The following is a 25752-nucleotide window of genomic DNA, read 5'->3' on the forward strand; positions in this document are numbered from 1 at the left end:
CACGATGCGCCCGGGGGATGCGGATCGGCCGCGCCGTCGGAGCCTTCTCACTCCGCACCCGGCGGCGCGGCCGCGTCCCCGGGCGGCGCGGTCCGCCGCCCGGGGACGCCCCCTCGCCGAACGACACCGGCCCTGAACCGGCGCCCGGCACAACAGGTTTCGTGGCGTCGCGGGCCGACGGCCTACGTCCCCGCGCCGGCCGCTCCCGACGCCGGCGCGGGCACCGGTGCGGAAGGGGTCGTTCCCGCCGGAGGTGTGGCCAATTTCTCGGCCGAGTGCTCCGCGCGGCCCGGTCCGCCGCCCTGGCCCGAGCGCATCAGGCCCCACGCCCCGGCCGCCGCAAGCACCGCGGCCAGCGCCGCGGCGCCGAACGCCACGGCGTTGCCGTGTGCCAGCGCCGCCGCGCCCGCCTCGCCGCCCGGCGTCCCCGGGTGGTCCTCGGCGTAGCCGGACGCCGCCGAGGCCGTGAGGGTCGTCAGCACGGCCAGCCCCACCGCGCCGCTGAGTTGGCGCGTGGTGTTGAGCAGTCCGGAGGCCATGCCGGCGAGCTGCGGGGCGACCCCGCTGGTGGCCGCGACGGTGATGGGCGTGAAGGACGCGCCGATGCCGAGCCCGAACAGCACTCCCGGCAGGCCGATGGACGCGAGGTAGCCGGCGTCCGCGTCCAGGGCGAGCGCCAGCCACCCGAATCCGGCCGCGCCCACGAGAGTTCCGCACCCCGCGACGGTGCGCGGGCCGAAGCGCGGGATCAGGCGTCCGGCGGCGAGGCCGCCGGTCATCAGGGCCACGCTGACCGGCAGGAACGCGAGTCCCGCGCGGAGCGGCGACCAGTCGCGCGCGCCCTGGAGGTAGAGGGACAGCAGGACGGGACTGGCGAAGAACCCCAGGCCCATGAGGAACATGACCAGGTTGGCACTGGCCACCGGGCGGGCGCGGACCACCGCCAAGGGCACGAGCGGCTGCGCGGCGATGCGTGTCTGATGGATGCCGAAGAGGACGAGCAGGAGGACTCCGGCCACCAGCGGTGCCCACACGCGGGCGGCGGACCAGCCGTACGCGGACGATTCCATGAGCCCGTAGAGCAGTCCGGCGATCCCGGTTGTGGCGAGGACCGCGCCGGGGACGTCGAGGCGGGCCCGGTCCGTGCCGGAACGCGCCGCCGGGTGGTCGCGCAGGTGGCGGGCGGCGACCGCGAAGGCGAGCATCCCGACCGGCAGGTTGATGAGGAACACCCAGCGCCAGCTGAACCATTCGGTCAGGACGCCGCCGAGCACGGTGCCCGCCGAAGCGCCCATCGCGCCGACCGCGCTCCACAGGGCGAGCGCCCGGGCACGGCGTGGGCCCTCCGGGTAGGTGTGGGTGATCACCGCGAGCGTCGTCGGGGTGAGCAGCGCGCCGCCGAGGCCCTGGGCCGCCCGTGCGACCAGCAGGGCGGCGGGTCCGTTCGCGGCGCCGCACGCGGCGCTGGCGGCGGTGAACAGGGCCAGCCCGGCGAAGAACGTACGGCGGCGGCCGTAGAGGTCGCAGCAGCGTCCGCCGATCAGCAGGAACCCGGCGAACGCCAACGTGTACGCGTTGACGACCCACGGCAGCGACGTGGCATCCATGTCCAGTCCGTCGCGGATGCCCGGGAGGGCCACGGACACGATCGTGGCGTCCAGGATCACGACGAAGACGACGAGGCACGCAAGTGCGAGCAGGACACCGGAGTTCGGGGGCGGCTGTCCGGCCGCGGCCGAAGGCGCGTGGGAGCCGGCGGCGGGGGTGACGCCAGGGGTGATGGCGGCGGGGGCGGCGGTTTTGCGGCGTGCGGGCATGGAGGCACCTTCCGACGAGACGGATTCCGGGCACGCCAGGGAGCTTAGGTCGACCTAATTAATTTGTGAAGGCCATTCACTAACGAACGCGCGGAACGCGCGCGGAACGGCTGACGTACATCGTTAAGCTGCCACCATGCCCCCGGCCGACCCCCCGCGCCCTCGCGCCCACACCCCGCGCGTGGGCCGCCCGCCGACCCTGGACCTCGACCGGATCATCGCCGCCGTCCTCGCCCAGGACCTCGACACACTGACCATGCAGGGCGTCGCGCGCAGCCTGGGCGTCGCGCCGTCCGCGCTCTACCGCTGGGTGCGCAACCGCGACGAGCTTCTCGACCTGGCCAGCGCCGAAATGGGCCGCCGCATCGTGCCCGACGAGCCGCCGACCGCGCGGACGTGGCAGCCTTGGCTCGCCGACCTGGCGCACGGCATCCGGCGCGAGTTCCGCGCTGTACCGGGATTCGCCGCACGCATGCTGTCGACCGGCGTCCACCGCGAGGCCGGGCACGGACCCGTCGAGCGGGCCGTGGTGGAGGCGTTCGTGATGGGCGGCCACCCGCACGCGTACGCACGGCAGTGCTGGTACGCCTTCGCGGCCGCCGTTATGGGCTGGATCGCCGTCGAGCAGTCCGACTTCCCGGCCGACCCGCCGATGGACTTCGAGGCGTTGATCGCGATCCTGCTGCGCGGCACCGAACCGGGCTGACACCCCCGGCCGACGTCCGACGCCGCGTCAGTTCCCGTTGCGCAGAAACCGTTTCGGCCGTTCGCCCAGCGCTTCCTTGCGCACCTGGGCGGTCAGCGCCAGATCCGCCTTGTCCGCGGCGGCGCCCGCCTCCAGGACCGAGTCCCACAGGGCGTCCGCGCCCTTGTGCGGCGGGGAGTCCGGAAGCGAGCTGTAGGTGTCGTGGTACGAGCGCCAGGCCATCAGCGCCATCAGCCACTTCTGGAGCGACGCGAAAGCCGCCTCCTGCGCGCGGCGCAACTCCGGACCGCCGTACAGGTTGGCCTGCGCCGCGAGTCGCGCCCCGTCCTCGGAGTCCGGGTTGGCGAGTCTCGCCAGGCGCAAATCCCCGGTACTCGTGGCCTCTTTGCGCTCACCGCGCAGCCTGGCCATCGATATCAGAATGTCCTCGTAGGCCGCCGCCCGGCGTTCCCAGGTGCGATGCCCCCGTTCCCGTCGTGCGCTCAGCGCCTGGGAGACCCACACTCCCAAGATCGTGGCAACCGAACCGATCCCGGCCCCGGACAACGCGGCGATTCCTGGAGTCAGCCTCATCATGGGCGGTGATTGTGTCAGTCCCCGCGCGCGACGGCACCGGTCGGGGCGAGGGATGCCTTCCGGTCACCGGGGAGCCGCCCCGCGGCGGCGCGTACACCGGCCCCGCGGCACGCCGCGCGGTCAGCCGACCAACTCGCCGGTACGCACCAGCAGGCCTTCGGCGCGTGGCAGCACGCCCCGGTGGACCACCGTGCCGCCCGCGTCGAGGAAGACGTACGTGCCGGGCTCGGTCACCCCGAAGCGCCGCCACAGGTCGCCGCTCGTGTCGGCGAGATGCGGGAAGGCGCCGACTCCCGTCGAGGTGACGAACTCGCGGAGCGCGGCGGGATCGGCGGCCGCCGCGACCCCGACCACCGTGGCGCGGTCGCCGTGCAGCACCGCCGCCTTGTCGGTCTCCGCGGCCTGCGCCCGGCATTCGGCACTGGCCGCCGACCAGAACCACAGCACCGCGGGCCTGCCCAGCAGCGTGACGCCGGCGAACGGCTTCCGGTCGATGGTGACGGTCGTGAAGACCAGCAGGTCGGGCGTGCTCGTCGGGGAGGCCGCGGCAGGGGCGGGAGCGACGGCCCCGGCGGGGGACGTACCCCCGCCGGAGTCCGCGGACTTGGCCGCGGAGCCGCACCCGGACACCGCGCTCAGGGCGAGGAGGGCGAGCACCGAGAGGATCAGCCGTACACGCATCGCAGACTCCCAGGACGGAGGAGCAGGGCGCGAACGACAACGATGCTAGAACGACCACCCGTCGCCGAGTGGGGAGTTCGCGATTCCGGTAGCACCTCGGCGGCGCGTCCTGGCGCCTCGCGCCCCCTGCCGCGTCAGGCGGCGACAGCCACCGCGGCGCGGTCGAAGGCGGCCGCCGGGACCACCGGGGCGGGCAGGGCGGTGACCGTCGCGGTGCGGGCGGCGGCTGCCTTCGGGCGGGCGAACACGAACAGCCGCAGCACGAGGAACCGGCCGATCCCGGCCAAGCCGGACGCCGAGAGGTAGACCGCCTGCTCGGTGAGCGCACCGGGGTTCGTGGCGACCGTGTCGAGGACCAGCATCGCGGCCGTCGTGAACAGGTAGCAGACCACCGCGGTTCCGGTGGACTCCACGTGCACGCGCCAACTCGCCCGGCCGTTGCGGAACGTGATCCGGCTGTGCAGCTCGTTGGCCAGCAGCGTGGACACTACCGTGATGATCGCGTTGGCGACGGCGACGGACATGCTGCCGGACAGGTACACCAGCGCGGCGCTGGAGGCGAGTCCGGTGCCTCCGCCGCAGACCACGAACCGCACGAACGAGGCGACGGGGCCGGGCTGTCCGCTGCTCACTGTTGTTCCCCTCATCCGCTCGGCGGAGCCTCGTCGTCCGCGTACCTCCAACCTAGGAACCGGAGGCGCGCCAACCCATGGGGCCGACATCCCAACCGGGGTGGGGACAGCCCCACCATTCGACGTGGGGTTGCTCGCTTCCGGCGGACCGTTCCTCGGCATGACCCAACCCTCGTGCGTGGACAGGGGGTGGGGCATCCGCCCACGGCGGGCATCTTCGCTACGCCGACAGTTGTCGCCCGGACGCCGGGCGTGCTCCCGCCGACGTATGCCGATCGGCGGATACCGGCCCGCGGGCGTACGCCGCCGGGCGCAGGGGGTCAGGGGTTCGCTAGCGGCTGTCCGCGTACAGCCGCCGCATCGCCGCCGCGGCCTCCGCCATGCGGTCGCGCAGCTCCCGCGGCTCCAGCACTTCGATCTCGGGCCCAAGGGTGAGGAGTACGTCGTAGGCGACCGCGAGGGACTCGACGGGCAGCCGGGTCGTCACCCAGCCGTGCTCGTCGGGCTCGCCTGCGGCGGCATCGGCGGCCTCCAAGGCGGGTGGTTCCGCGACGCGGACAAGAGCGGTACGCCCCGCCGGACTGATCCGCACCACCACCTCGTCCGCGAGCAGTGACCTCGCGAACCGTGCGGCGTTCTGCGCCCAGAAGCCCGCAAGGTCGAAGCCTTCCTCACGCTCGAAGGAGCGGCCCGTGTCGGACACACCCACCATGCGGTCGACGCGGTACGTCCGAAAGTCGTCACCGACGCGGCCGACCAGGTACCAGACGGCCGCCTTCAGGACGACGCCGTAGGGGTCCAGCTCACGCGTGACCTCTTCGACGACCCGCCACCCACGCCGATACCGCACCTCCAGGCGCCGGTCCTGCCAGATCGCCGAGGCAAGTTCGGCGAGCAGCGGCGGCGGCTCGGCATTGTGGAACCAGCCGGGCACGTCCAGATGGAACCGCTGTCCGGTACGCGCCGTCGCCGCGCGCAACGACGGGGGCAGCGCGGCCAGCACCTTGAGCCTCGCGTTGGCGACCGCGTCCCCGAGTCCCAGGTCCTCGGCGGGCCCGGGCAGTCCGGCCAGGAACAGCGCCTCGGCCTCGGCCTGGCTCAACCCGGTCAGCCGGGTGCGGTACCCGCCGACGAGGCGGTAGCCGCCGTGCCGGCCCTGGTCCGCGTACACCGGCACGCCCGCCTCGGAGAGCGCGACCACGTCGCGGTAGACCGTGCGCTCCGACACGCCCAGTTCCCCGGCCAGTTCGGCCGCGGTCATGGTGTCGCGGGATTGCAGCAGCAGCACGAGGGAGATCAACCGGGCGGCGCGCACCCGCCCATACTCCCGCAGCACACCCCGGTAGCCCGCCGACACTCCCTGTCCGGTGCGGCGCGGGTGGCGTACGGCGCGGACCGAGACCGGGCCGGCCTGTGCGACGCCGGGCGAGACTGTGCCGACCGAGCCGACAGCCGGAACTTCACCGGCGGCCCGCGTCGTCCAGAACCGTCAGGCCTAGCCGAACAGTTCGTCGCGTCGGGCGCGCCAGCGGTCCAGCATCAGCGGCAGTTCCTCGCCGACGAACTCGAAGAACGCCAGCGTCTCGGCCATCCGGCGCCCCGCCGGGGTGTCCGGGCCGAGGCTGCGCACGCCGTCGCGCAGCGACTCCTGCCAGCGCTTTATGACCACGTCGCGGCTGGCCAGCGCCTCGTACCACTGGTCGTTGCGTACGCGGTAGCGATCCCGCCGGGTGCCCGGCTCACGCTCCACCGACAGCATGTGCTGCTGGCTGAGGTAGCGCACCGCGCCCGACACGGCCGCCGGGCTGACCTGCAACCGTTCGCCCAGTTCGGCGGACGTCATCGTGCCCGAGTCGGCGGCGAGCAGGGCCGCGAAGACCCTGGCCGGCATGCGCTGCACCCCGGCCTCCACGAACACACCCGCGAACGACTCGACGAAACGGGAGACCGCCTCGTCGTCCCGGCCCCGGTCCTCGGCCACCGCGGCCCCGGTGCCCCCGATGTCCCGTGCGGCGCCGCCGGTGTCACCTCGCGCACCGGCATCGCCTCGTACGCCGGCCGCACCGCGCGCACCGGCTGCCTTGCGCGCAGATGTCTCGCGCACAGTCTCGCGCGAAGCGCCCCCGCGTCCGCTCCCTGACGTCATCGCCGTCTTGTCTCCCCTGCTCAGAGCCTCGCTCAAGTTTATACGCTTCCTTTATTTCACAACTTCCTGAATCTCGCGTATGTTCAGAATCATGACCACGGCCATCAGCGTCGCCGGATTGCACAAGTCGTTCGGCCGGACACACGCACTCGACGGGCTCGACCTGGAGGTCAGGACCGGGGAGGTACACGGCTTCCTCGGCCCCAACGGCTCCGGGAAGTCCACCACCATCCGCGTCCTGCTCGGACTGCTGCGCGCCGACTCGGGCACCGCCCGGCTGCTCGGCGGCGACCCGTGGCACGACGCGGTGGCGCTGCACCGGCGGCTCGCGTACGTCCCCGGCGACGTGACCCTGTGGCGCAACCTCAGCGGCGGCGAAGTCATCGACCTGTACGGGCGCCTGCGCGGCGGACTCGACAAGGACCGGCGGGCGGAACTGCTGCGGCGCTTCGAACTCGACCCGACCAAGAAGGGGCGCACGTACTCCAAGGGGAACCGGCAAAAGGTCGCGCTCGTCGCGGCGTTCGCGTCGGATGTCGACCTGCTGATCCTGGACGAGCCGACCTCCGGGCTCGACCCGCTGATGGAGGAGGTCTTCCAGCGGTGCGTCGCCGAGGAGCGCGAGCGCGGGCGGACGGTCCTGCTCTCCAGCCACATCCTCAGCGAGGTCGAGGCCCTGTGCGACCGGGTGAGCATCATCCGGCGCGGACGCACCGTCGAGACCGGGACGCTCGCCGAGCTACGCCACCTCACGCGGACCAGCGTGAGCGCCGAACTCGCCGGCCGGGCAAACGGATTGGCGCAGCTGCCCGGGGTGCACGACCTGGCGGTCCAGGGGCAACGGGTGCGGCTCCAGGTCGACTCGGACAAGCTCGACGCGGTGCTGCGGTCGCTGGCGGACTCGGGCGTACGGTCGCTGACGAGTACGCCGCCGACCTTGGAAGAGCTGTTCCTGCGGCACTACCAGGATGATGCCGAAGGCGCCGGTGCCGACGGAGACGCCGACGCGGGGACGCCGGGCGACGCGGGGGCGCCGGGTGCCGCAGGGACGCCGGGCGACGCGAGGGCGCAGGCCGACGCGGATGGGCAGGAGGCGGTGCAGCGATGACCGCCGCGGCCGACACGACCACCACCACGGGCTTCGCAGCCCCCGTCCGAGGATCCCGGCAACTGGCGGGCACCGGAGGCCTGTTGCGCCTGGCCCTGCGCCGAGACCGGGTCATGGTCCCGCTGTGGGTGCTGCTGGTGGGCGGCACCACCGCCGGCGCCGCGGGCAGTCTCGGCGGCATGTACGGCACACCGGCCGAACGCGCCGACGTCGTCGACTCGATGGCCGCCAACAGTTCGCTGCGGTCGCTCTACGGACCGGTGTTCGACGACTCCCTCGGCGCCATCGTGGCCTGGCGGTACGTCGCCTTCATGGCCGCGTTCGCCGCCGTCATGAGCCTGCTCATCGTGGTCCGCCACACCCGTGAGGAAGAGGAGACGGGCCGTCAGGAGATGCTGTCCGCTGCGATGGTCGGCCGCCGCGCACCGCTGACCGCCGCACTGCTGACCGCCCTGATCGCGAACGCGGGCGTCGCACTGATCGTCGCCGTCGGTCTCTCCGGCGAGGGACGGGCGGGCGCGCTCGCGCTCGGCCTCGGGATCGGCGGCGTGGGCATGCTGTTCGCCACGACGGCCGCGATTGCGGCACAACTCACCGAGACCGCAAGGCTCGCCAAGGGCCTCACGGCGGCGGTGCTCGGGCTGGCGTGGGCGCTGAAGGCGGCCGGCGACGCCGCGGCGGACGACGGGTCGAACATCCTGACCTGGCTGTCGCCCATCGGCTGGGCGGAGAACCTCCGGTCCTTCGCGGACGAACGCTGGTGGGTACTCCTGCTGTTCGCGGCGGCGACCACCGTACAGGCGCTGATCGCCTACACCTTGGCCGGACGCCGCGACATCGGCATGAGCTTCCTCCCGGCCCGCCCGGGCCCGGCGACGGGCGCGCTCGGCACGGCCGAGGGCCTCGCCTGGCGGCTGCAGCGCGGCAGCCTGTTCGGCTGGGCCGGCGGATTCCTCGTGGCGGGCGTGATGTTCGGGGCGATGACCGACGGCGCCGCCGACCTGATCGGGGACAACCAGCAGGCCAAGGACATGATTGCGCGCCTCGGCGGGCAGTCCGGCGTCACCGACGCGTTCCTGGCCGGCATGATCGCCATGTTCGGCATGGTCGCCGCGGTCTACATCGTGCAGTCCGTGCTGCGGCTGGACGGCGAGGAGACCGCGCAGCGTGCCGAGCCCGTCCTCGCGAACGCGGTCGGACGCCTTCGCTGGGCCGCAGGGCACCTCGCCGTGGCCTTCGGCGGCGCGGCGCTCCTCATGGTCGTCGCGGGCCTCGGCCTCGCGGCCGGCTACCGGCAGGACGTCGCGGCGGTCCTCGGCGGCAGCCTCGTCCAGGTCCCGGCGGTCTGGGCGGTGGGTGCGGTGGCGGCGCTGGCGTACGGTGCGTACCCGCATGCGGCGGTGCTGGGGTGGGCGTACGCCGGGCTGTGCCTCGGGCTCGGCTGGATCGGCGCCGCGTTCGACCTCCCGCAATGGGCGCTGAAGATCTCGCCGTTCGCGCACCTGCCCAAGATGCCCGGCAACGCCATGGACTGGCCGGCGGTCGGGGTGCTCGTCGGGCTGACGGTGCTGCTCATCGGCGGAGGGCTCGCGGCCCTGCGCCGCCGCGACCTGCAGACCGGCTGAAGCGGGCGGCGCAGGCAGGCGGCGCAGGCAGCGGCTTCGGCGGGCCGTGTTGCCGTGTTATCCCTCGTCCTCCGGCGCCTTCGTCCACTCGGTACTGCCGATCGGCTGCTGGAAGATCGGCCGTCCGATGTTTCCGCTCGTCCGGAACGGCTTCCCGTGGTCGTCGATCCGCACCGACCCGCGGCGGTCCCCGCTGGACCACTCCAACTCCAGGTACCAGCTCACGTCGTGGGCCTGGCTGTGCGCGGACACGTAGAAGACCTCGGGATCGGACTCGCTGACCTTGTACGGGAAGTCCCGCTGCCCGGACTTCGGCACCGTGTCCGGGCGCCCTGCGTCCAGGTCGACATCGAAGGACTTCGTACTGACTTCGCCGCCGCAACCGACCCCCATCACGTAGTCGTTCCAGCCGAGCGGCGCCTGCTTCCCGATGACCCGCACGTGCAGGGCTGTGACGACGACCGTCTGCTCCCCGGTCCCCTGCACGGTCAGCGCGAGCATCTGGTCCCCGCTCGCGACGCCGCCCAGCGCGCTCACCCAACCCCGGGCGTCCTGCTCGGTGGGCGGCGGAGGCACCTCCGCGGGCTTGCGGTTCACCAAGTAGTGCTGGCTACAGGGGGTTTCCCATTTGTACGGGTTCGCCGCGACCGTCGGGGCCGAGCCGTCGCGTACCGTCTCCGCCGCGCCCGGCCGCGGCGACGTCCCGTTGCCCCGCGGGGACGTCGAGCCGGACGCCGATGCGGATGCCGATCCCGACGGTGCGGACGGGGTCCCCGGGACGCCCGTACGCGTGCCGCCGTCGTCACCCGGCACCGGGCCCGGCGCCGCGGGGAGTTCTCCCGCGAACGGGGAAGTCGCGGCGGGCGGTCCGCCGGGGGGTGGCGTGGCCCCCACGGACTGCCGGGTGTCACCGTCGTCTCCGCCCGGCAGGAGGTTCACCATGAGCGCGACGGACACGGCGGCCGCGGCCGTTCCCACGCCGGCGAGGGCGACCGTACGTCGACGCCGCCGACGGCCGGCCGCGGGTTCCGTCGAGGGGCTGTTCGGTTCGGACCGCTCGGACGGCGTGGCCAACGCGGCGAGGGACGCGGACGCCTGCTCGGCGGACCGGTCCTCGGACGTCGAGGTCTCGGACGTCGGGGTCTCGGACGTCGGGGTCTCGGACGTCGGGGTCTTGGAAACCGGGGTCTCGGAAACCGGGGTCTCGGACGTGGGACTTTCGGAAGCCGGGGTCTCGGAAGTCGGGGTCCCGGAAACCGGGTTCCCCGAAGCCGTATCGGCCGGAATCGGCGCGGCAGGCGCCGGGTCCGGCTGGGGCGTCACGGCGCCTTTGCGCTGCCGCAGCACATCCGCCCGCACCCACCGCCGGTGCAGTTCGACCAGTTCCTCGGGGGTGGCGCCGCATATTCGTGCGAACCGCTCGACGGGCGCGTAGTCCAACGGAACGGCGTCCCCGTTGACGTACCGGTGAAGGGTCGACCCGCTGAGGTGCAGCCGCTTGCCCAGCACCCCGTAACTCAGCCCAGACCGGTCCTTGAGCTCCCGCAGCAGTGCCGCGAACTCCTCGTCCGCCACCGTTCCTCCTTCTCCCGTGTACCGGACAGCGTTCCAGGGAACCGGTGTTCCCGCAGGTCAGGCCCGCTCGGGCGTTCCAGCATCCCAAACTCCCCGGCAACGGTGGCGGGCGGGACGGGTCCGCGCCCAGGATCGGGGCATCGAAGCACGCCGCGTCGACCGAAGTCCGGGGCGTGCACCGGCAGCTTGCCGGAACCCGCCCACACCCACAGGGGATCAGCCATGTCCGCACGTACCTCCCGCATCCGCCTCTTCGCCGCCACGACCGCCGCGCTCGCCGCCTTCGGGCTGACCGCGTGCAGCAGCGGTGACGACGAAGCCCGCGCCGGGGCCTCCTCTCCCGCACCGAGCGCCCCTGCCCAGACGGGTGGTTCCGGTACGGGCGGCGCGACGGCCTCGCCGACGCAGTCCGGAGCCGGCACGAGCGGCTCGGGCACGGGCAGCGCGGGTACGGGGGCAGGGACAGGCTCTTCCGCAACGCAGGGCGCCAAGTCGTCCGGCACCACAGGCGGCTCCGGCGGATCCAACGGCACCGGTGGTTCCGGTGGTTCCGGCAATTCCAACGGCACCGGCGGCGCGGCCTCGGGCGGGTCGAACGGCGGCAACGCGTCCGGCGGCTCGGACTCCGTCCCGAAGCTCCAGCCCTGCGGCGGGACCAACACAAAGATGACCGCCACCGTCGTCGCCCGCCCGCTGAACCACCTTCTCCTCACCGTCACCAACACCGGATCGAAGAACTGCGACCTGGTCGGCTACCCGGCCGCGCGCTTCGGTGAGGCGCAGTCCGTACCGCCGGTCGACGACACCACCAAGCCGCAGGCCGTCATCAGCCTCGCGCCCGGCGAGTCCGGCTACGCGGGCGTACGCCTGTCCGCCGGCGACGGCAGCGGCGACAACGGGTACACGACCTCGACGCTCGAGATCCCGTTCGAGGACGGCTCGGTCGCGAACCCGTCGCTCCCGGCCGCGGGCGTGTACGTCGACACCACGCTGCAGGTGACCTACTGGCAGCAGACCCTGGACATGGCCCTCAACTGACCCGCCCCGCCACGCCCCGCCGCGGACGACGGCAACGCCGATGCCCGGGTGCCCGACCCGTACCCAGGTCGGGCACCCGGGCGTTTCCGAACCACGGCGGCGTGCGGAGACGGACTTTCGGGCGGGGCGACCTACCCGCGGGGCGACCTACCCGCGGACCGGAGTTCGGATGGCGACGACGTGTTCCATGAGCGTGACCATGGCGTGCTTGCCCGAATCGCGGGACCGCGCGTCACACATGACGACGGGGACGTGCGGGTCCAGGTCGAGGGCGTCGGTGACCTCCTCGATGCCGAACTCGCTGACGCCGTCGAAGCAGTTGACGGCGACCACGAACGGCAGGCCGCGTACCTCGAAGTAGTCGATCGCGGGGAACGAGTCGGCGAGGCGGCGCGGGTCGGCCAGGATGATGGCGCCGATGGCGCCGACGGCCAGTTCGTCCCACATGAACCAGAAGCGGTCTTGGCCCGGCGTACCGAAGAGGTAGAGCACGAGGCCGCGGCCGAGCGTGATGCGGCCGAAGTCGAGAGCGACCGTGGTCGTCGTCTTGGCCTCGACGCCGGTCAGGTCGTCGATGCCCTGGCTCTCCTGCGTGATGACCTCTTCGGTGCGCAGCGGCGGCACCTCGCTGACCGCGCCGACCATGGTGGTCTTGCCGACACCGAAGCCGCCGGAGATGAGGATCTTGACCGCCGCGGGCAGTCGCTCCGGGCCGGGACCGGTGCCTGGACCTGGGCCGGATCCGGAGGTCGGCGTCGGCGTCGGCGTCGGCTCAGATCCTGCGTATGCCATCGAGAACCGCCTGGAGTACGTGGATGTCGGGGGCTTCCGCCAGCGCGATAGGCGCGCGCGTGTGGATCGCCCCCATGTCGAGTAGGTCGCCCAGCAGGACCTTCACCACGGTGGGCGGGAGATTCAGCTTGGCGGAGATCTCGGCGACGGACAGCGGGGTGTCGGTGCACAGCCGCAGGATGCCGAGATGCTCCGGCTCCAGAGCGGGCAGCGCGGCCTCGTGGCCGGCGTTCACGATCAGGGTGATGAGGTTGAACTCGTCGCGGCTGGGGCGGGTGCGGCCGCCGGTCCGGGCAAACGAGCGCACGACGGGACCGGCGTCCTCGTCCCACCACGTGCCGTCGGCTGCGGGCGACATGGGGTCGTGTCCTCGCCGCGTCAGAACGTCGGCCGCAGGTCCACCGCGGCCTGGCGCGGCGCCGCGGCGAGGAAGTCCCCGACCCGCTTGACGATCAGGTTCATCTCGTACGCCACCAGGCCGACGTCGATGTCCGCCTCGCCCAGCACCGCCAGGCACGCGCCGCGGCCCGCTCCGGTGACGAACAGGAAGACCTTCTCCAGTTCCACGATGGTCTGCCGCACCCGGCCGCCGTCGAAGTGCCGGCCCGCGCCGCGGGCCAGGCTCTGGAACGCGGAGGCGACGGCGGACATGTGCTCGGCGTCGTCCCGGTCCAGGCCCCGCGAGTTGCCGATCAGCAGGCCGTCGGCGGACAGGACGATCGCGTGCCGGGTCCGCGGGACGCGCTTGACCAGGTCGTCCAGCAGCCAGTTCAGCTCGGTGTTGTCGTGCGTCACGGAGCTCATCGCGGTCACCACTGTCCTTGTCCGTTCGGATACTCGGGCGCGCTGTGCGGGTACGGCGGGGGCCCGCCGTCGTCCTGAAGCCGCCCGGCTTCGGTGCGGCCCTTGAACGAGCCGCGCTGGAAGGCCGCCATGACCTGACGGGCTTCCTCGGCGGAGCGGTGTTCCACCTCGGCGTCCGGATGCGGCGCCTCGGTGTCGGTGCGGCGCAGCAGCTGCGGCTGCAGGCTCGCCCGGCGTACCCGGCGGGGCAGGCGCCGCTCGCCGGACGGGCCGCCTGCGGCTTGCGAGGTGGAGGCGGGAGCGGTGGTTGCCGGGGCAGTCGGTGTGACGGCTCGGGGTGGAGGCAGTTGCGGTGGTGCGGGGAGGACCGCGACGCGGCCCTGGTCGGCGCCCGTCGGGACCGGCTCGATGTGCGGCGGGGTGGGCTGTGGGGCGGGTTGCGGGCCGCTGACGTAACCGGGGACGGTGACGGGCCGTGCGTTGCCTGCGATTCCCGCACCGGCCGTGCCGGCGCGCGGGTCGGTCGGGTCACCCGAAGCGCCCATTTCACTCGAATCACCCGGATCGCCGGCGTCGCCCAGCAGCGACAGGGGCAGCAGTACGACGGCCGACGTCCCGCCGTACGGCGACGACCGCAGGCTCACCGAGATCCCGTGCCGGTGCGCGAGCCGGGCGACCACGAACAGCCCGAGCCGCGTATCGGTGGTGAAGCCCATGACGTTGAACTCCGGTGCCGTGTGCAGGAGTTTGTTGGCCTCCTCGCGCGCTTCGGCGGCCATCCCCAGTCCGCGGTCCTCGATCTCGATGCCGAGGCCGTTGGGCACCAGTTCGGCACTGATCCGCACTTTGGTGTGCGGGGGCGAGAACGTCGCGGCGTTCTCGACGAGTTCGGACAGCAGGTGCATCACGTCGCCGGCGACCGGACCGGCGAGACCGGCCTCGGGGACCATGGTCAGCTTGACGCGCGAGTAGTCCTCGGTCTGCGAGGCCGCACCGCGCAGGATCTCGGCGAGCATCACCGGGCGCCGCCAGCGGCGCGCCGGCATCGTGCCGCCGAGCACGGACAGGTTCTCCGCGTTGCGCCGCATGCGGGTGGCCAGGTGGTCCACCCGGAAGAGTTCGGCGAGCAGGTCCGGGTCCTCGTGCTCGCGTTCCATCTCGTCCAGCAGCGCAAGCTGCCGGTGCACGAGGCCCTGGCTGCGGTGCGCGATGTTGAGGAACACTCGGCTCACGCCCTGCCGGGTCTCGGCCTGCTCGATGGCGGCCCGTACGGCGGTGCGCTGCGCTTCGTCGAACGCGCGCGCCACCTCGCCGATTTCGTCCCGGCCCTGGTCGAAGTCGGAGCCGACCTCGGCCGGGTCGACTTTCTCACCACGCTGCAACCTGCCGACCACATCGGGCAGTTGCTCGTTGGCCAGCCTTCGGGTCGAGTCGCGCAGTCCGCGCAGCCGCTGCAGCAGAGCGCGCGAGACCAGCACGGAGATCAGCACGGCCAGCAGGATGGACGCGAGTGTCAGGGCACCGACCAGGATGACGGACGTGGTCAGGTCGTCGATCCGCTCCCGCCCGTACCCTCGCGCGAACTCGACCTGGTCGAGGGTGAGTTGCTGGAGCTGTTGGGCGGTCGAGAGCATCGCCTGGTGCAGGGCCGCCGCATCGACGGCCACTCTGCCGGTTCGCCCGGAGGCGCTGTTCTCGGCCTCCCTCAGCAGCGCCCAATCGCGACCGGCGAGGATCTGCTCGTACCGGGCGGCCTGCGCTCCGCGCAACTGCGGTCGCACGAACGCGTACTGTGCGCGCTGCGCACCCACCAACTGGTCGAACTGCGCGCGCTGCGGCACGCTCAGGCCGGTCAGCGAGGCGACCCCCGCGGAGAGCACCGCGTTCTGCCGGGCCAGGTACTCCAGGGCGCGGAACAGCGCGGCGGCCGTACCGGCCTCGGTGGCGGTCTTGGTGTCGTTCGTGGACCTGACCTGGGCCTCGAAGTAGCCCATCGCGCCTTCGAGGGCACCGGAGTAGAACTGGAACGCCGCGTCGGGCCCGACCTGACGTCCGTCCACCTGCTGCCGGAACGCCGGCAGCCCGCCCAGCCCGGCGGTGATCTGCTCGAACGTCCGCTTCAGCTCCGGCGGATGGCGCTCCACCACCGGGCCCGCGGCCTGGTTCATGACGCCGAGGGCCTGGTCGGTGGCCTGGCGCTGCCCGTCGAGCCGCGCGCGGTCCACGGCGTTCCCGGCCAGGAACTCCATGCTGAGACGGCGTTCCTCCTGCATCGACACCATCGCCAGCTCGCCCTTGACGGCGACGCGCTGCACGTCGTCGAGGGTCTGGCGCAGGTCCGCGGCCTGGTCGTAGCGGCCGTAGGTGTACGTACCCCACACGGCCATCAGCGCGATGCTCGGCACCAGCACCAGGACGACGATCCGGGCCCGGATCGAGCGCGGGCCCGGAATGCGCAGGCGACCTCGGCGGGAGCGAGAGGAATCGGGCAGCAAGTCGAAAGTTCCCGGTGCTCGGTGGGACGACGACCGGGCGCGGGGGGGCGTGCCCGGTGATGCACTCGGGTGACCCTGGCAGCCCCGGACGCGGGCAATGCGACCGATTGCGCACATCTCATCGACGATTCGCGAACGGCCGGGACCGTGCCCCGCGCGTCAGTCGGGCATGACGCCGGCGAACTGCCGGTACTCGCGGGGCGTGGCCTCGTACCGCGCGCGGAAGATGCGAGCGAAGACGCTGGCGTTCTCGATGCCCACCGACCGTCCGATGGCGGCGATCGACCGGTGCCGCTGCCTGGGATCGGCGAGCATCCGCCGCGCCTCGGCGAGCCGGGCCTCGCGGATGAAGCGCGACGGCGACACGCCGCTTTCCCGGAAGACCAGTTCGACGTACCGCACCGACACGTCGAACGCGGCGGCGAGCAGCTTCGGCGACAGGTCCGGGTCCGCCAGTTGCCGCATGGCGAAGTCCTTCATGCGCAGCAGCTGTGCGCCGCGCGACATCCGCGTATCGGCGTAGTGCCGATGGCCCGCCTCCGCCAGACGCAGCGTCGAGACCAGCAACTCGCTGGCTGTATGGCCGAGTTCATGAATCATCTCGGAGGTAAGCTCCGGCGCCCCGCGGCCCAGTTCGCCCAGCAGCGACATCAGCACGCGCAGGCTCGGGTTCTGTGCCGACACGTGTTGACCGAGCATGTTCCGGTCCACGCGAAGGTCGCGCCGCAGCGCCGCGCGCGGCACGTTGACGATCAGGTAGTGGGCGAAGCTGTCGGCCGTCACGGAGAACGGCTCGGAGCTGTCGACGAGGATGGCGTCGCCCGCCCCCAGCCGACTCTGCCGACCGTGCTGCTCGGCCAGGCTGGGACGCCGGGATACGGACAAGTGGTAGAAGTCCACCGGGTTGTGGTTGATCAGGCGCGGAGTCCGCGCGACGTGCACCGGATCCGACGCGACGTCGGTCACGCTGATCGGACCGAGGTCGAGCATGTAGACCCAGCCGGTGTAGTCGGAACTCCCGGGCCGGTCGAGGGGTGTGGCGTCCATCTCGACGATGGCGTCGCGGAGCGAGGCCCGCCACGAGTCGACGTCCGGCACGTACCCGTCGCCGCTCGCCGCCGGTCCCGGCCGGACCAGGGGCCGTCTGAGCCCGTCGCGTCGGACGGTGTGGCGCCGCGCGGAAACCCGGTGTCCCGCATCACGGTTCCAAGACGGTCGACGGCTCACCGGCTTCGCCTTTCTGTCGCGCGAACGGGACTTCGGAAGCGACCGGTCATGGTACGGGCCATAGATGTCGCGAACGTCGCCGCCCGTCAAAAACGCACAGAAGACGTTCGTGTTCCAGCTAGTTCACGAACGTCCCGTTGGTGATCCTGGGCAGCGCAGATCCCGCGGGAGAGGACCTTGATGCGTACAGTCGCCGTGCTCGGAGCCGGAATCGCCGGCCTGCTCGCCGCCCGGGTGCTGGCCGAGCACGCCGACGAGGTGGTGATCGTCGAACGCGACGAGCTGGCCCCCGCGGACGGCACGGAGAGTCCGCGGCGCGGCGTACCGCAAGGCGCCCAGATGCACGCGCTCCTGGAGGCGGGCCGACGCGGCATCGAACGTTGGCTGCCGGGCTTCACGGACGAGATCGTGGCGGCGGGCGCCGTACGCGCGAACACCGGGACCGACGTGTACGGCTACCTGGACGGCAGGCGCAAAGTCCTGGTCGGCGACCTGCCGATGGTGAGTGCGACACGGCCGTTCCTGGAGGCGCACATCCGGCGCCGGGTCCTCGCGTACCCCGGTGTGCGGGTACTGACGGCCAACGTCCGCGGGCTGTCCTTCCGCGGCGAGCGCGTCGACGGTGTACGTCTTGCCGTCGGAGGTAGCGACGTACCGGACACCCTGCCCACAGACCTGGTGGTCGATGCCACTGGCCGGGGCACTCGCATAGCCGCGTGGCTCGCCGAGGGCGGCTGGCCGGAGCCGCCCCTTGAGCGCATCACCGTCGATCTCGGGTACGCAACCGCCATCTTCCGCGGCTCCGGGGCCGGGTCCGGGCCAGGCACCGGGTCGGGGTCGGGCACCGGGCCCGGGTCCGAGTCGGGCTCCGATCCGAGCGCGGTCACGGACGGCGCGACACTTGCCCAGTCCCTCAGCACCCGGCCGGACGGTCGGGTGCGCGTGGCCACATTGGGTCGCATCGAGGGCGACCGCTGGATCGCCCTGACAGCGGGCTACGCCGACGACAAGCCCACCCGTACCGCGGAGGACTTCCTCACGCGCTGCCGCGAAGACCCCGCGGAGCCCTTCGGCAAACTCGCCGCAAACGCGCGCCTGGAAGGCGAAGTCGCCGTCTACCGCCATCCCGACAACCGCCGGCGCGACTTCCACCGCCTGACCAGGTTCCCCGCCGGGCTCGTGAGCGTCGGCGACGCGGTCGCGTCCTTCAACCCCGTCTACGGCCAGGGCATGTCCTCGGCCGCCGCCCACGCATCGTGCCTGGCCGACGCGCTGGAGTCCGGACGCCTCCCCGGTGAACCCGCGGCCCACTACTTCTCGGCGGTCCGCCGCGTCACCGACGACGCCTGGCAGACCTCCGTCCTCAACGACCTCCGCCTGCCGCACGTCACCGCAAAGCGCCCCCCGGGCTTCGCCCTCGCGACCCGCCTGGGCGACCTGGTCCACCGGGCAGCCGTCACCGACCCGGTCGTCGGTCTCCGGTTCCTCCACGTCCTCCACATGATCGCCCCGCCCCGCACCCTGATGACCCCGAGCACTCTGCTCCGCGCAATCCGCGCCCCCCGCAACTAACCAGCGGCCATCGTCGTCGGCGTACGACGAGAGGTCTCAGGCATCGAACTGGCGGCGGGAGTCCTCGATATGACCGAGGTACTGCTGCGTCCAGGCGCACATCCCCTCGACGGTGGCCCGCAGCGCGTGGCCCGCCTCCGTGAGGGTGTACTCCACGCGCGGCGGCACCGTCGGGTGCACGACCCTCACGAGCAGCCCGTTGCGCTCCAAAATGCGCAGGTTCTGCGTGAGCATCTTGTGGCTGATGCCTTCGACGGCGTCCCGCACTTCGCTGAAGCGCAGCGTGCCTTCGCCCAGGCTTTCGATGATCAGGAACGCCCACTTGTTGGCGACGTCCGAGAAGATCTCCCGCGCGAGCGAGTCCGCGCGCGCCAGGTTCGCGTCGTCGCGCGAGCCCGTGAACTGCTTGGTCACCATCGGGTTCCCAGTCACCAATAGTTGTGTTCGTCCAGGTCGACCCTCACTCTCTTATGGTTTCTCAGTAACCACAAGAGACCACGAGGTTCCGGTACGCGGCGGTCACCGGCGGGTGGGCATGGCGGCTCGGCCGGCCAGGGCGGTGGCGGCGAAGACGAGGAGGAAGGTGAAGGCGACGATCCCGGTGTAGGTGACGGGGTCGATTGCGGGCAGGATGCGGTCGCCGTTGCTCAGGGCGTACGTCATGGCGAACAGGCCGGGCAGCGCGAACGCCGTCCCGACCAGGCAGGCGGTGACGCCCAGGAAGGCGGCTTCCCAGCGCAGGGTCGAGCGTCTTTGGCGCGGCGTGGCGCCCACGGCCGCCAGGAGCGCGAACTCCGATCGACGGGAAAGTGTCGCGGTGACGAGGGAGTTGGTGACCGCGATGGCGATGTAGCCGAAGAGGACCATCAGGATCAGCAGCCCGAACTTGTCCTCGCCGCCTGGGGCGTCGCCGGCGCCGGTGGCGAAGGCGGAGTCGGAGCGGGTGACTTCGGCTCCGGGTACGTCCGCCAGGAGGCTGCGGATGCGGCGTTCGACCTGCGCGGCCGATTCGGATGCGGCGACGGTGACGGCCAGGCCGGACGCGAGTCCCGAACCGGTCGCCGACTGCAGGTCGGTGAATGGGAGGAGGACCTCGCCGAAGCCGAGGCCGCGTTCGTACAGGGCGCTCACGTGCCGCGTGATCGCCTGCCCGTCGGCCTGCACGATGGTGACCTCGTCCCCGACGTGGACTCCCACCTGGGCGGCGCCGAGGACACCGAGCGCCACCTCGCCCTGCCGGAGCCGGATCGGGTTGTTGTCCTTCGGCCCGAGGTCGGCGTACCGCTCCACTTGGTCGTCGGCGATGCCGAGGGCGTTCAGGGTCTGCGGGCCGTTGCCGCTGCCGGCGGGGGGCCGCACGATGACGCCGGTGGTCACGAACGGGGTCGCGGAGCCGACGCCGGGCACGTCCCGTACGAGTTCGGTCGTCCGGTCCCCGACTCCGGCGCCGGGCACGGTGACCGTGAGGTCGGTACGCGTGCCCGCGCTCGCCTGCGCCGCCGACACCGCGCCGACCGTCGCCGCACCGGAGAGCTGGACCGCTCCCAGCGCGACGCCGAGGACGATCGGGGTCAACGCGCCGCCGACCCGGGCGGCCCGGTGGCGGATGCTGTTGAGCGCCGCGTACGCCGCGGCGGTCCGAGCCGCCGGTCGACGCACGATTGCGGTCGCCGCGCGTACCACCAGCGGGCTCAGCGGGCCGATCGACAGAGCCATGACGAGTCCGGAGATCCCGGGGAGTCCGCTGGCCGCATCGACGTTGGACGTGTAGGTCGGCGCGAACGCCATCACGATGCCCGCCGCGAGGAGCACGACTCCGACGACGATGCGGCGGGTCGTCCGCGGGGATCCGGACGTACTTGTGTCCCCGTCCTCGAGTTGCGCGAGCGGGCTGCTGCGTACGACGCGGCGCACCGCGACCCGCGTGGCAAGCTCCGCGGCGACGAGACCGGTCAGCATCGCCACGACGAACGGGAGCGGGCCGAAGACCGGTTGAAGGGTCCGGGGCAGTACCCCCCAGGATCGGATGGCGCCGACCATGAGCGCTCCCACGAATGGTCCCGCGAGGCCGCCGAGGCCCCCTGCCAGTGCGGCGACCACGCGGATCTCCGCGCGCAGCAGCCGGTTCACCTGTCGCGGCGTGGCGCCGACGATGCGGAGCATGGCCAACTCGCGTGACCGCTCGCGGATCTGGAGCGACGTGAGGGCGATGACGGTGAACACCGCGACGATGAACGCGACGGCGCCGAGCGCGCCGGCGGCGGAGACGAGGGCCGCCGTCGCCCGCCCTTGGGACACCGCCTCGACGGGTCCCCGGTCACCGCGATCCCACAACCGGGCGTTGGCCTGCGGGGCCAGGCCGGCGAGCAGTTGTGCGTCGGACGCCGCCTGCGGCCAGACCCCGATGACCGCCACGCTGCGAGCGGGGTTGCCCCGTGATCCGATCTGCCCGTCGCTGAGATAGACGTCCGGGACGTCGACTCCCGTGTCGTCGGCTGTGGTGGTGCCGACGAGTGTGTACTCGACGGACTGGTCGCCGAAGCCCAGCAGGACCTTTCCACCGGCCTCCACGCCGAGGGAGCGCGCGACGTGGTCGGGGAGCACGATTTCGTTTGGCTCGACCGGCTCGCGTCCCGAGGCCAGTTCGCGGTTCCCGAGCGCGAACGCCGACCAGGGGTGCGCGTCCACCGGCTCGACGTCCGCCGGCTCGACGGGCACGGGCTCGACGTCCACCGGCTCGACGTCCACCGGCTCGACCGCGTCGGCCCGGACGCCGAGGACCGCGGGCACGATGCGGTCGGCGACGACGCGGGACGTCGGCAGCGCCGCGGCGATCTCGTCGACCAGCGAGGCGGGCAGCAGCGCCCGGCCCGGAACCGTCATGTCGACGTCGCCGCCGACCGGCACCGACTGCCGGGATGCGACCAGCAGCGGCGCATCGTCGTACTCGCCGGTGGAGACCTCGCCGCGGACGCCGGTCTCCAGCAGCACGCCGAACGCTCCGACAAGAACGGCCGAGAAGAACAAGGTCACGGCCAGCGCGACGACTTGGCCCCGGCGCGCTCGCAGCATCAATCGGGCGAGCTTGTTCACGGCTGCCGCCCGAGGTCGGTCAGGGTGGCCGCGATCTGCCCTTCGGTGGCCCCGCGGAGTTCGCCGTACCAGCGCCCGTCGCGCAGGAACAGCACACGGTCCGCGACCGCCGCGGCGCGCGGGTCGTGCGTCACCAGCAGCGCCCGCTGCCCGAGGTCGGTGACGATCGAACGGAGCAGGCCGAGTAGGACATCGCTCGACGCGGTGTCCAGGGCGCCGGTCGGCTCGTCGGCGACGATCAACTCCGGGTCCGTGACGAGCGCACGGGCGAATGCGACCCGCTGCTGCTGGCCCCCGGACAACTGGGCCGGTCGACGATCGAGGGTGGCACCGACACCGACGGTCTCCGCCAGGTCCCGTACGCGGCCGCGGTCGATGCGCCGGCCGGCCAGTCGCAGCGGCAACGAGATGTTGTCGGCGACGGTGAGGGACGGGATCAGGTTGTAGGACTGGAACACCACCCCGACATGCGAACGTCGCATCTCGGCGAGTTGGGCCTCCCCCAGGCCGGTGATGTCCATGCCGCCGATGCGGATCGAGCCGGTGTCCGGCTTTTCCAGGCCCAACAGGCAGTTCAACAACGTGGTCTTGCCGGAGCCCGACGGTCCCATGATCGCGGTGAAACTCCGCGGCGCGACGGAGAGGTCGATGTTCGTCAGCGCCCAGAAACGGGTGGCCTCGGCGCCGAAACTCTTGCTCAAACCGCTGACCGTCACGGCGTGGTCGTCATGGCTTCCGGGGCGTTCCCCCTGGTTTTTCGTCACGTTTTCGACCGTAGGTTCGTGGCGTGCGCGGCACAGTCCCCCGCGTACCCGACCTGCGGTGGTACCCGCGCCCACCCCGATGGTGGTGCTGGCTATACCCCGCCTCGCGCAGCTCGCAGCACGCAGCACGCTCGCGCAGACCGGGATCTGGGCAGACGGTGGAAGTAGGCTCCACCAAGTGAGCGCCAAGGCAAGGTCCGATACCGGCGAGAGACTGCGAGATGCGGTGTCGGTCCGGCGGCCGGCTGCCTCGCTCCGCTATCTGGTGGGCAGCGCCCTCTCCGGGCTGTACGGCCTGCTGGTCCTCGCGGTCGTCGTGGCGGTGGCCGCGCTGTCGGTGGTCGGTGTCGGGCTCCTGCTCGCCGGTGCCGCGTCCGGGCTGCTGCGGCGCTGGTGCGACCGGGAACGCGGCAGGGTCGGACGGACACTCGGACGGCGCATCCCATCGCCGTACCTGCACCCCGCTGCCGCCACCACCGCCACCGCCGGGCCGGACGTCGCCCGCCACCACATCGCCGACGGCACACTGCCCCGCGACCTGGCCGCCGTCCTCCAGCGCGTCATCGTGGGGATCCCGCTCGGTGCCGTCGCCCTGCTGCTGCCGTTGCTGTCGCTGCAGTCACTGGCGCTGCCGACGTACTGGTGGACGATGCCGGACGGCAGAACTGCCGAGCAGTTCTTCGAGATCACGTCGTGGTGGCTCGCCCTGGCGTCGGGCCTGATCGGGCTCGCCGGACTGGCGGTGTGGTCGATCGCCCTGCCCGCCGTACGTTCCGCCGACGCCAAGCTCCTCGAACGCCTGCTCGCCCCGACCCGCGACCAGGAACTCCGGCTCCGCGCCCAGATGGAGGAGCAACGCCGGCGTACGGCCGTCGACGTGCACAGCGCCGAACTGCGCAGGATCGAACGGGACCTGCACGACGCGGCGCAGAACCGGCTGGTGGCCGTCTCCATGTTCATCGGCACCGCGCAACGCCAGTTGAGCACCGGAACCGGCGACGTCGCGACGGCCCTGGCGAAAGCCCAGGACGCCAGCCGCGAGGCACTGGCCGAGATGCGCCGCATCATCCAGGGCGTCTACCCGCCGGCACTCGCCGAAGAAGGCCTGGTGCCGGCCCTGGGACTGCTGGTCGACCGGATGCAGATCCCCGCACGGCTGCGGGTCGACGCCCCGGCGCCGACACCGGCATCCGTCGACACCGCCCTGTACTTCTCGGTCGCCGAAGCGCTGACCAACGTGGCCAAGCACAGCAACGCGACCGAATGCGACGTTCACCTGAGTTGGAAGGAGGACAACGGCGAGATGCGCGTAATCACCACGGTGACCGACAACGGACACGGCGGCGCCGAGCCGGCGAAAGGCAGCGGCCTGGCCGGGATCGGGAGCCGGATCGAGGCGCTCGGCGGCACCGTCACCGTCACCAGCCCGCCCGGCGGGCCCACTTCGGTACGGATGGAGCTGCCGTGCGAGTCGTGATCGCCGAGGACGACACCCTGCTGCGCGAAGGTCTCGCGGCGCTGTTGTCCGCCGAGGGCATCGAAGTGGTCGCCGCACGTCCGGACGCCGACCGGCTCTACGAAACCATCGAGGAGTTCGACGCGGGACTGGCCATCGTCGACGTGCGCATGCCGCCGACGTACACCGACGAGGGACTGCGCGCAGCGATGCGGGTCCGGGCCCTGCGCCCCGGCTTCCCGATGCTCGTGCTCTCGGCCCACGTGGAGACCAAGTACGCCGGCGACCTGCTGGCCGACGGCGCCGGCGCGGTCGGCTACCTGCTCAAGGAACGGGTGGGCGCCGTCGAGGACTTCCTGCGCACCATGGACCGCGTCGCCCGGGGCGAGACCGTCCTCGACCCCGAGGTCGTCACCACCCTCATGCGCCGCGGCCGCGGCCACAGCCCGCTCTCCACCCTCACCGCACGCGAACGCGACGTCCTGCAACTCATGGCCCAAGGCCACCGCAACGGCGACATCGCAACCGAACTGCACGTCACCGAAGCCGCGATCCACAAACACATCCGCAGCATCTTCAACAAACTGGGCCTACTAGCCGACGAAGCAGGACACCGAAGAGTCCTGGCCGTCCTCACCTACCTCCGCGACCAATAACCCCCACCCCCCGCCCCCAGCCAACGAAAACAGCCCCCAACCAGACACGCTGGTCAGAGGCTGCTTTGCAAAGGGTGGCGGGTGCAGGGTTCGAACCTGCGTAGGCATCAGCCGACAGATTTACAGTCTGCTCCCTTTGGCCGCTCGGGCAACCCGCCGGGATGTCGTCTTGTGGGGCGACGGGGATAACAATAGCGGACGCTGTGGGGTGGTCCGCCACTCGGTTGATTCGGGTTGGGGGGACGTGGGGCGGCGTGGGGGCGGGGCGGCGGTGGGCTGGATACGCTGGGGAGTCGTGTGTCCGCCGGGTGCGGGGCCGTAGGGGTCCGGTGACGGGTGCGGGCGGGACTCTGATCTCACAGAAAGCGATGCTGACCCTTGGCTGACTCCTCTTTCGACATCGTGTCCAAGGTCGACCGCCAGGAGGTCGACAACGCGCTCAACCAGGCCGCGAAGGAGATCTCGCAGCGGTTCGACTTCAAGAACGTCGGGGCGCACATCGGCTGGTCGGGTGAGCAGATCGAGATGCGCGCCAACACCGAGGAGCGCGTCAACGCGATCCTCGACGTGTTCCAGTCGAAGCTGATCAAGCGGGGGATCTCGCTGAAGGCGTTCGAGGCGGGCGAGCCGAAGCTCTCCGGCAAGGAGTACAAGATCTCCGGGGGGATGCAGGAAGGCATCTCCCAGGAGAACGCGAAGAAGGTGTCCAAGATCATCCGGGACGAGGGGCCGAAGAGCATCAAGGCCCAGATTCAGGGTGACGAGCTCCGGGTCAGCTCGAAGAGCCGGGACGACCTGCAAGAGGTCATCGCGCTGCTCAAGGGCAAGGACCTGGACTTCGCGGTGCAGTTTGTGAACTACCGGTAGGACCGGTGGGTACGTGTGAGCACGTGTGAGCACGCCACGGTGGTGAAGGTGGTTGTGCGAGCGCGGTAGCAGTAGTGGTTGGTGGTGGTTTGGTCTTGCGGCGGGGCTCCGGGCGGTGGTCC

23 protein-coding genes and 1 tRNA gene are annotated in these 25752 nt (G+C 71.9%); 8 read left to right on the forward strand and 16 right to left on the reverse strand.

Annotated elements, in window-relative coordinates; all coding sequences use genetic code 11:
* Window positions 1-182 precede the first annotated feature (182 nt).
* On the reverse strand, window positions 183-1817 hold the full coding sequence (locus tag AB0C36_RS12185; protein ID WP_358352765.1) for an MFS transporter: 1635 nt from the start codon (window positions 1815-1817) through the stop codon (window positions 183-185).
* A 136-nt stretch (window positions 1818-1953) separates the two neighbouring features.
* Here AB0C36_RS12185 and AB0C36_RS12190 point away from each other — a divergent pair, with 136 nt between their 5' ends.
* Window positions 1954-2523 carry a TetR/AcrR family transcriptional regulator gene (locus AB0C36_RS12190; RefSeq protein ID WP_358352767.1) on the forward strand — a complete coding sequence of 190 codons (570 nt, stop codon included), beginning with the start codon at window positions 1954-1956 and terminating at the stop codon, window positions 2521-2523.
* A 27-nt stretch (window positions 2524-2550) separates the two neighbouring features.
* Here AB0C36_RS12190 and AB0C36_RS12195 read toward each other — a convergent pair whose 3' ends face one another.
* From AB0C36_RS12195 to AB0C36_RS12215, 5 genes are all read right to left on the reverse strand, one after another.
* Entirely contained in the window at window positions 2551-2934 is a 384-nt protein-coding gene (locus AB0C36_RS12195) for a hypothetical protein (protein WP_358352769.1), read from the reverse strand.
* A gap of 285 nt (window positions 2935-3219) precedes the next feature.
* Window positions 3220-3780: a redoxin family protein gene (locus AB0C36_RS12200; protein WP_358352771.1), complete on the reverse strand. Its 561-nt coding sequence runs from the start codon at window positions 3778-3780 to the stop codon at window positions 3220-3222.
* Between the two features lie 134 nt (window positions 3781-3914).
* Complete coding sequence (locus AB0C36_RS12205; RefSeq protein WP_358352773.1) at window positions 3915-4427, reverse strand: GtrA domain-containing protein; 513 nt, start codon at window positions 4425-4427, stop codon at window positions 3915-3917.
* Between the two features lie 316 nt (window positions 4428-4743).
* A complete protein-coding gene (locus AB0C36_RS12210; protein WP_358352775.1) occupies window positions 4744-5727 on the reverse strand; it encodes a helix-turn-helix transcriptional regulator in 984 nt (327 codons plus the stop codon).
* 180 nt (window positions 5728-5907) lie between these two features.
* Entirely contained in the window at window positions 5908-6393 is a 486-nt protein-coding gene (locus AB0C36_RS12215; protein ID WP_358352777.1) for a GbsR/MarR family transcriptional regulator, read from the reverse strand.
* A gap of 256 nt (window positions 6394-6649) precedes the next feature.
* Between AB0C36_RS12215 and AB0C36_RS12220 the strand changes: the two genes are divergently transcribed.
* Together AB0C36_RS12220 and AB0C36_RS12225 are read left to right on the forward strand one after the other, a co-directional pair.
* Window positions 6650-7666 carry an ABC transporter ATP-binding protein gene (locus AB0C36_RS12220; protein ID WP_358352779.1) on the forward strand — a complete coding sequence of 339 codons (1017 nt, stop codon included), beginning with the start codon at window positions 6650-6652 and terminating at the stop codon, window positions 7664-7666.
* Complete coding sequence (locus tag AB0C36_RS12225; protein WP_358352781.1) at window positions 7663-9291, forward strand: ABC transporter permease; 1629 nt, start codon at window positions 7663-7665, stop codon at window positions 9289-9291. The genes AB0C36_RS12220 and AB0C36_RS12225 overlap by 4 nt, the downstream gene beginning before the upstream one ends.
* Window positions 9292-9348: 57 nt before the next feature.
* Here the strand turns inward: AB0C36_RS12225 and AB0C36_RS12230 are convergent, their stop codons facing one another.
* The gene (locus AB0C36_RS12230) at window positions 9349-10866 is read right to left on the reverse strand and encodes a helix-turn-helix domain-containing protein (protein WP_358352783.1); all 1518 of its coding nucleotides are present in this window, start codon (window positions 10864-10866) and stop codon (window positions 9349-9351) included.
* 222 nt (window positions 10867-11088) lie between these two features.
* Between AB0C36_RS12230 and AB0C36_RS12235 the strand changes: the two genes are divergently transcribed.
* Window positions 11089-11904, forward strand: coding sequence for a DUF4232 domain-containing protein (locus tag AB0C36_RS12235; protein WP_358352785.1), 816 nt, complete (start codon window positions 11089-11091; stop codon window positions 11902-11904).
* Window positions 11905-12051: 147 nt separating this feature from the next.
* Here the strand turns inward: AB0C36_RS12235 and AB0C36_RS12240 are convergent, their stop codons facing one another.
* From AB0C36_RS12240 to AB0C36_RS12260, 5 genes are all read right to left on the reverse strand, one after another.
* Window positions 12052-12696, reverse strand: coding sequence for a GTP-binding protein (locus tag AB0C36_RS12240; protein ID WP_358352787.1), 645 nt, complete (start codon window positions 12694-12696; stop codon window positions 12052-12054).
* A complete protein-coding gene (locus AB0C36_RS12245; RefSeq protein WP_358352789.1) occupies window positions 12677-13054 on the reverse strand; it encodes a DUF742 domain-containing protein in 378 nt (125 codons plus the stop codon). Before AB0C36_RS12245 ends, AB0C36_RS12240 begins: the two co-directional genes overlap by 20 nt.
* Before the next feature lie 20 nt (window positions 13055-13074).
* Window positions 13075-13500, reverse strand: coding sequence for a roadblock/LC7 domain-containing protein (locus AB0C36_RS12250; protein WP_358352791.1), 426 nt, complete (start codon window positions 13498-13500; stop codon window positions 13075-13077).
* Window positions 13501-13505: 5 nt separating this feature from the next.
* Window positions 13506-15911, reverse strand: coding sequence for a sensor histidine kinase (locus AB0C36_RS12255; protein WP_358352793.1), 2406 nt, complete (start codon window positions 15909-15911; stop codon window positions 13506-13508).
* Between the two features lie 243 nt (window positions 15912-16154).
* The gene (locus tag AB0C36_RS12260) at window positions 16155-17093 is read right to left on the reverse strand and encodes an AraC-like ligand-binding domain-containing protein (RefSeq protein WP_358352795.1); all 939 of its coding nucleotides are present in this window, start codon (window positions 17091-17093) and stop codon (window positions 16155-16157) included.
* Between the two features lie 309 nt (window positions 17094-17402).
* On the opposite strand from AB0C36_RS12260, the gene AB0C36_RS12265 reads away from it, so the two are divergent.
* Window positions 17403-18794, forward strand: coding sequence for an FAD-dependent oxidoreductase (locus tag AB0C36_RS12265; protein WP_358352797.1), 1392 nt, complete (start codon window positions 17403-17405; stop codon window positions 18792-18794).
* Between the two features lie 36 nt (window positions 18795-18830).
* Here AB0C36_RS12265 and AB0C36_RS12270 read toward each other — a convergent pair whose 3' ends face one another.
* The 3 genes from AB0C36_RS12270 to AB0C36_RS12280 all read right to left on the reverse strand — a co-directional run bounded on the left by AB0C36_RS12270 (window position 18831) and on the right by AB0C36_RS12280 (window position 22651).
* Window positions 18831-19211 carry a winged helix-turn-helix transcriptional regulator gene (locus AB0C36_RS12270; protein ID WP_358352849.1) on the reverse strand — a complete coding sequence of 127 codons (381 nt, stop codon included), beginning with the start codon at window positions 19209-19211 and terminating at the stop codon, window positions 18831-18833.
* Between the two features lie 102 nt (window positions 19212-19313).
* Window positions 19314-21887 (reverse strand): ABC transporter permease, encoded by a 2574-nt coding sequence (locus tag AB0C36_RS12275; protein WP_358352799.1) that lies wholly within the window; start codon window positions 21885-21887, stop codon window positions 19314-19316.
* The gene (locus AB0C36_RS12280) at window positions 21884-22651 is read right to left on the reverse strand and encodes an ABC transporter ATP-binding protein (RefSeq protein ID WP_358352801.1); all 768 of its coding nucleotides are present in this window, start codon (window positions 22649-22651) and stop codon (window positions 21884-21886) included. The genes AB0C36_RS12275 and AB0C36_RS12280 overlap by 4 nt, the downstream gene beginning before the upstream one ends.
* Window positions 22652-22829: 178 nt before the next feature.
* Between AB0C36_RS12280 and AB0C36_RS12285 the strand changes: the two genes are divergently transcribed.
* Together AB0C36_RS12285 and AB0C36_RS12290 are read left to right on the forward strand one after the other, a co-directional pair.
* A complete protein-coding gene (locus tag AB0C36_RS12285; protein WP_358352803.1) occupies window positions 22830-24128 on the forward strand; it encodes a sensor histidine kinase in 1299 nt (432 codons plus the stop codon).
* Window positions 24116-24763, forward strand: coding sequence for a response regulator transcription factor (locus AB0C36_RS12290; RefSeq protein ID WP_358352805.1), 648 nt, complete (start codon window positions 24116-24118; stop codon window positions 24761-24763). Before AB0C36_RS12285 ends, AB0C36_RS12290 begins: the two co-directional genes overlap by 13 nt.
* A gap of 75 nt (window positions 24764-24838) precedes the next feature.
* On the opposite strand, the gene AB0C36_RS12295 is transcribed toward AB0C36_RS12290, so the two are convergent.
* Window positions 24839-24921: transfer RNA gene (locus AB0C36_RS12295), tRNA-Tyr, on the reverse strand.
* 220 nt (window positions 24922-25141) lie between these two features.
* Between AB0C36_RS12295 and AB0C36_RS12300 the strand changes: the two genes are divergently transcribed.
* Window positions 25142-25630, forward strand: coding sequence for a YajQ family cyclic di-GMP-binding protein (locus tag AB0C36_RS12300; protein ID WP_358352807.1), 489 nt, complete (start codon window positions 25142-25144; stop codon window positions 25628-25630).
* The last annotated feature ends 122 nt before the right edge of the window (window positions 25631-25752 follow it).

The sequence above is a fragment of the Streptodolium elevatio genome (genome assembly GCF_040649515.1).
Lineage (GTDB): Bacteria > Actinomycetota > Actinomycetes > Streptomycetales > Streptomycetaceae > Yinghuangia > Yinghuangia elevatio.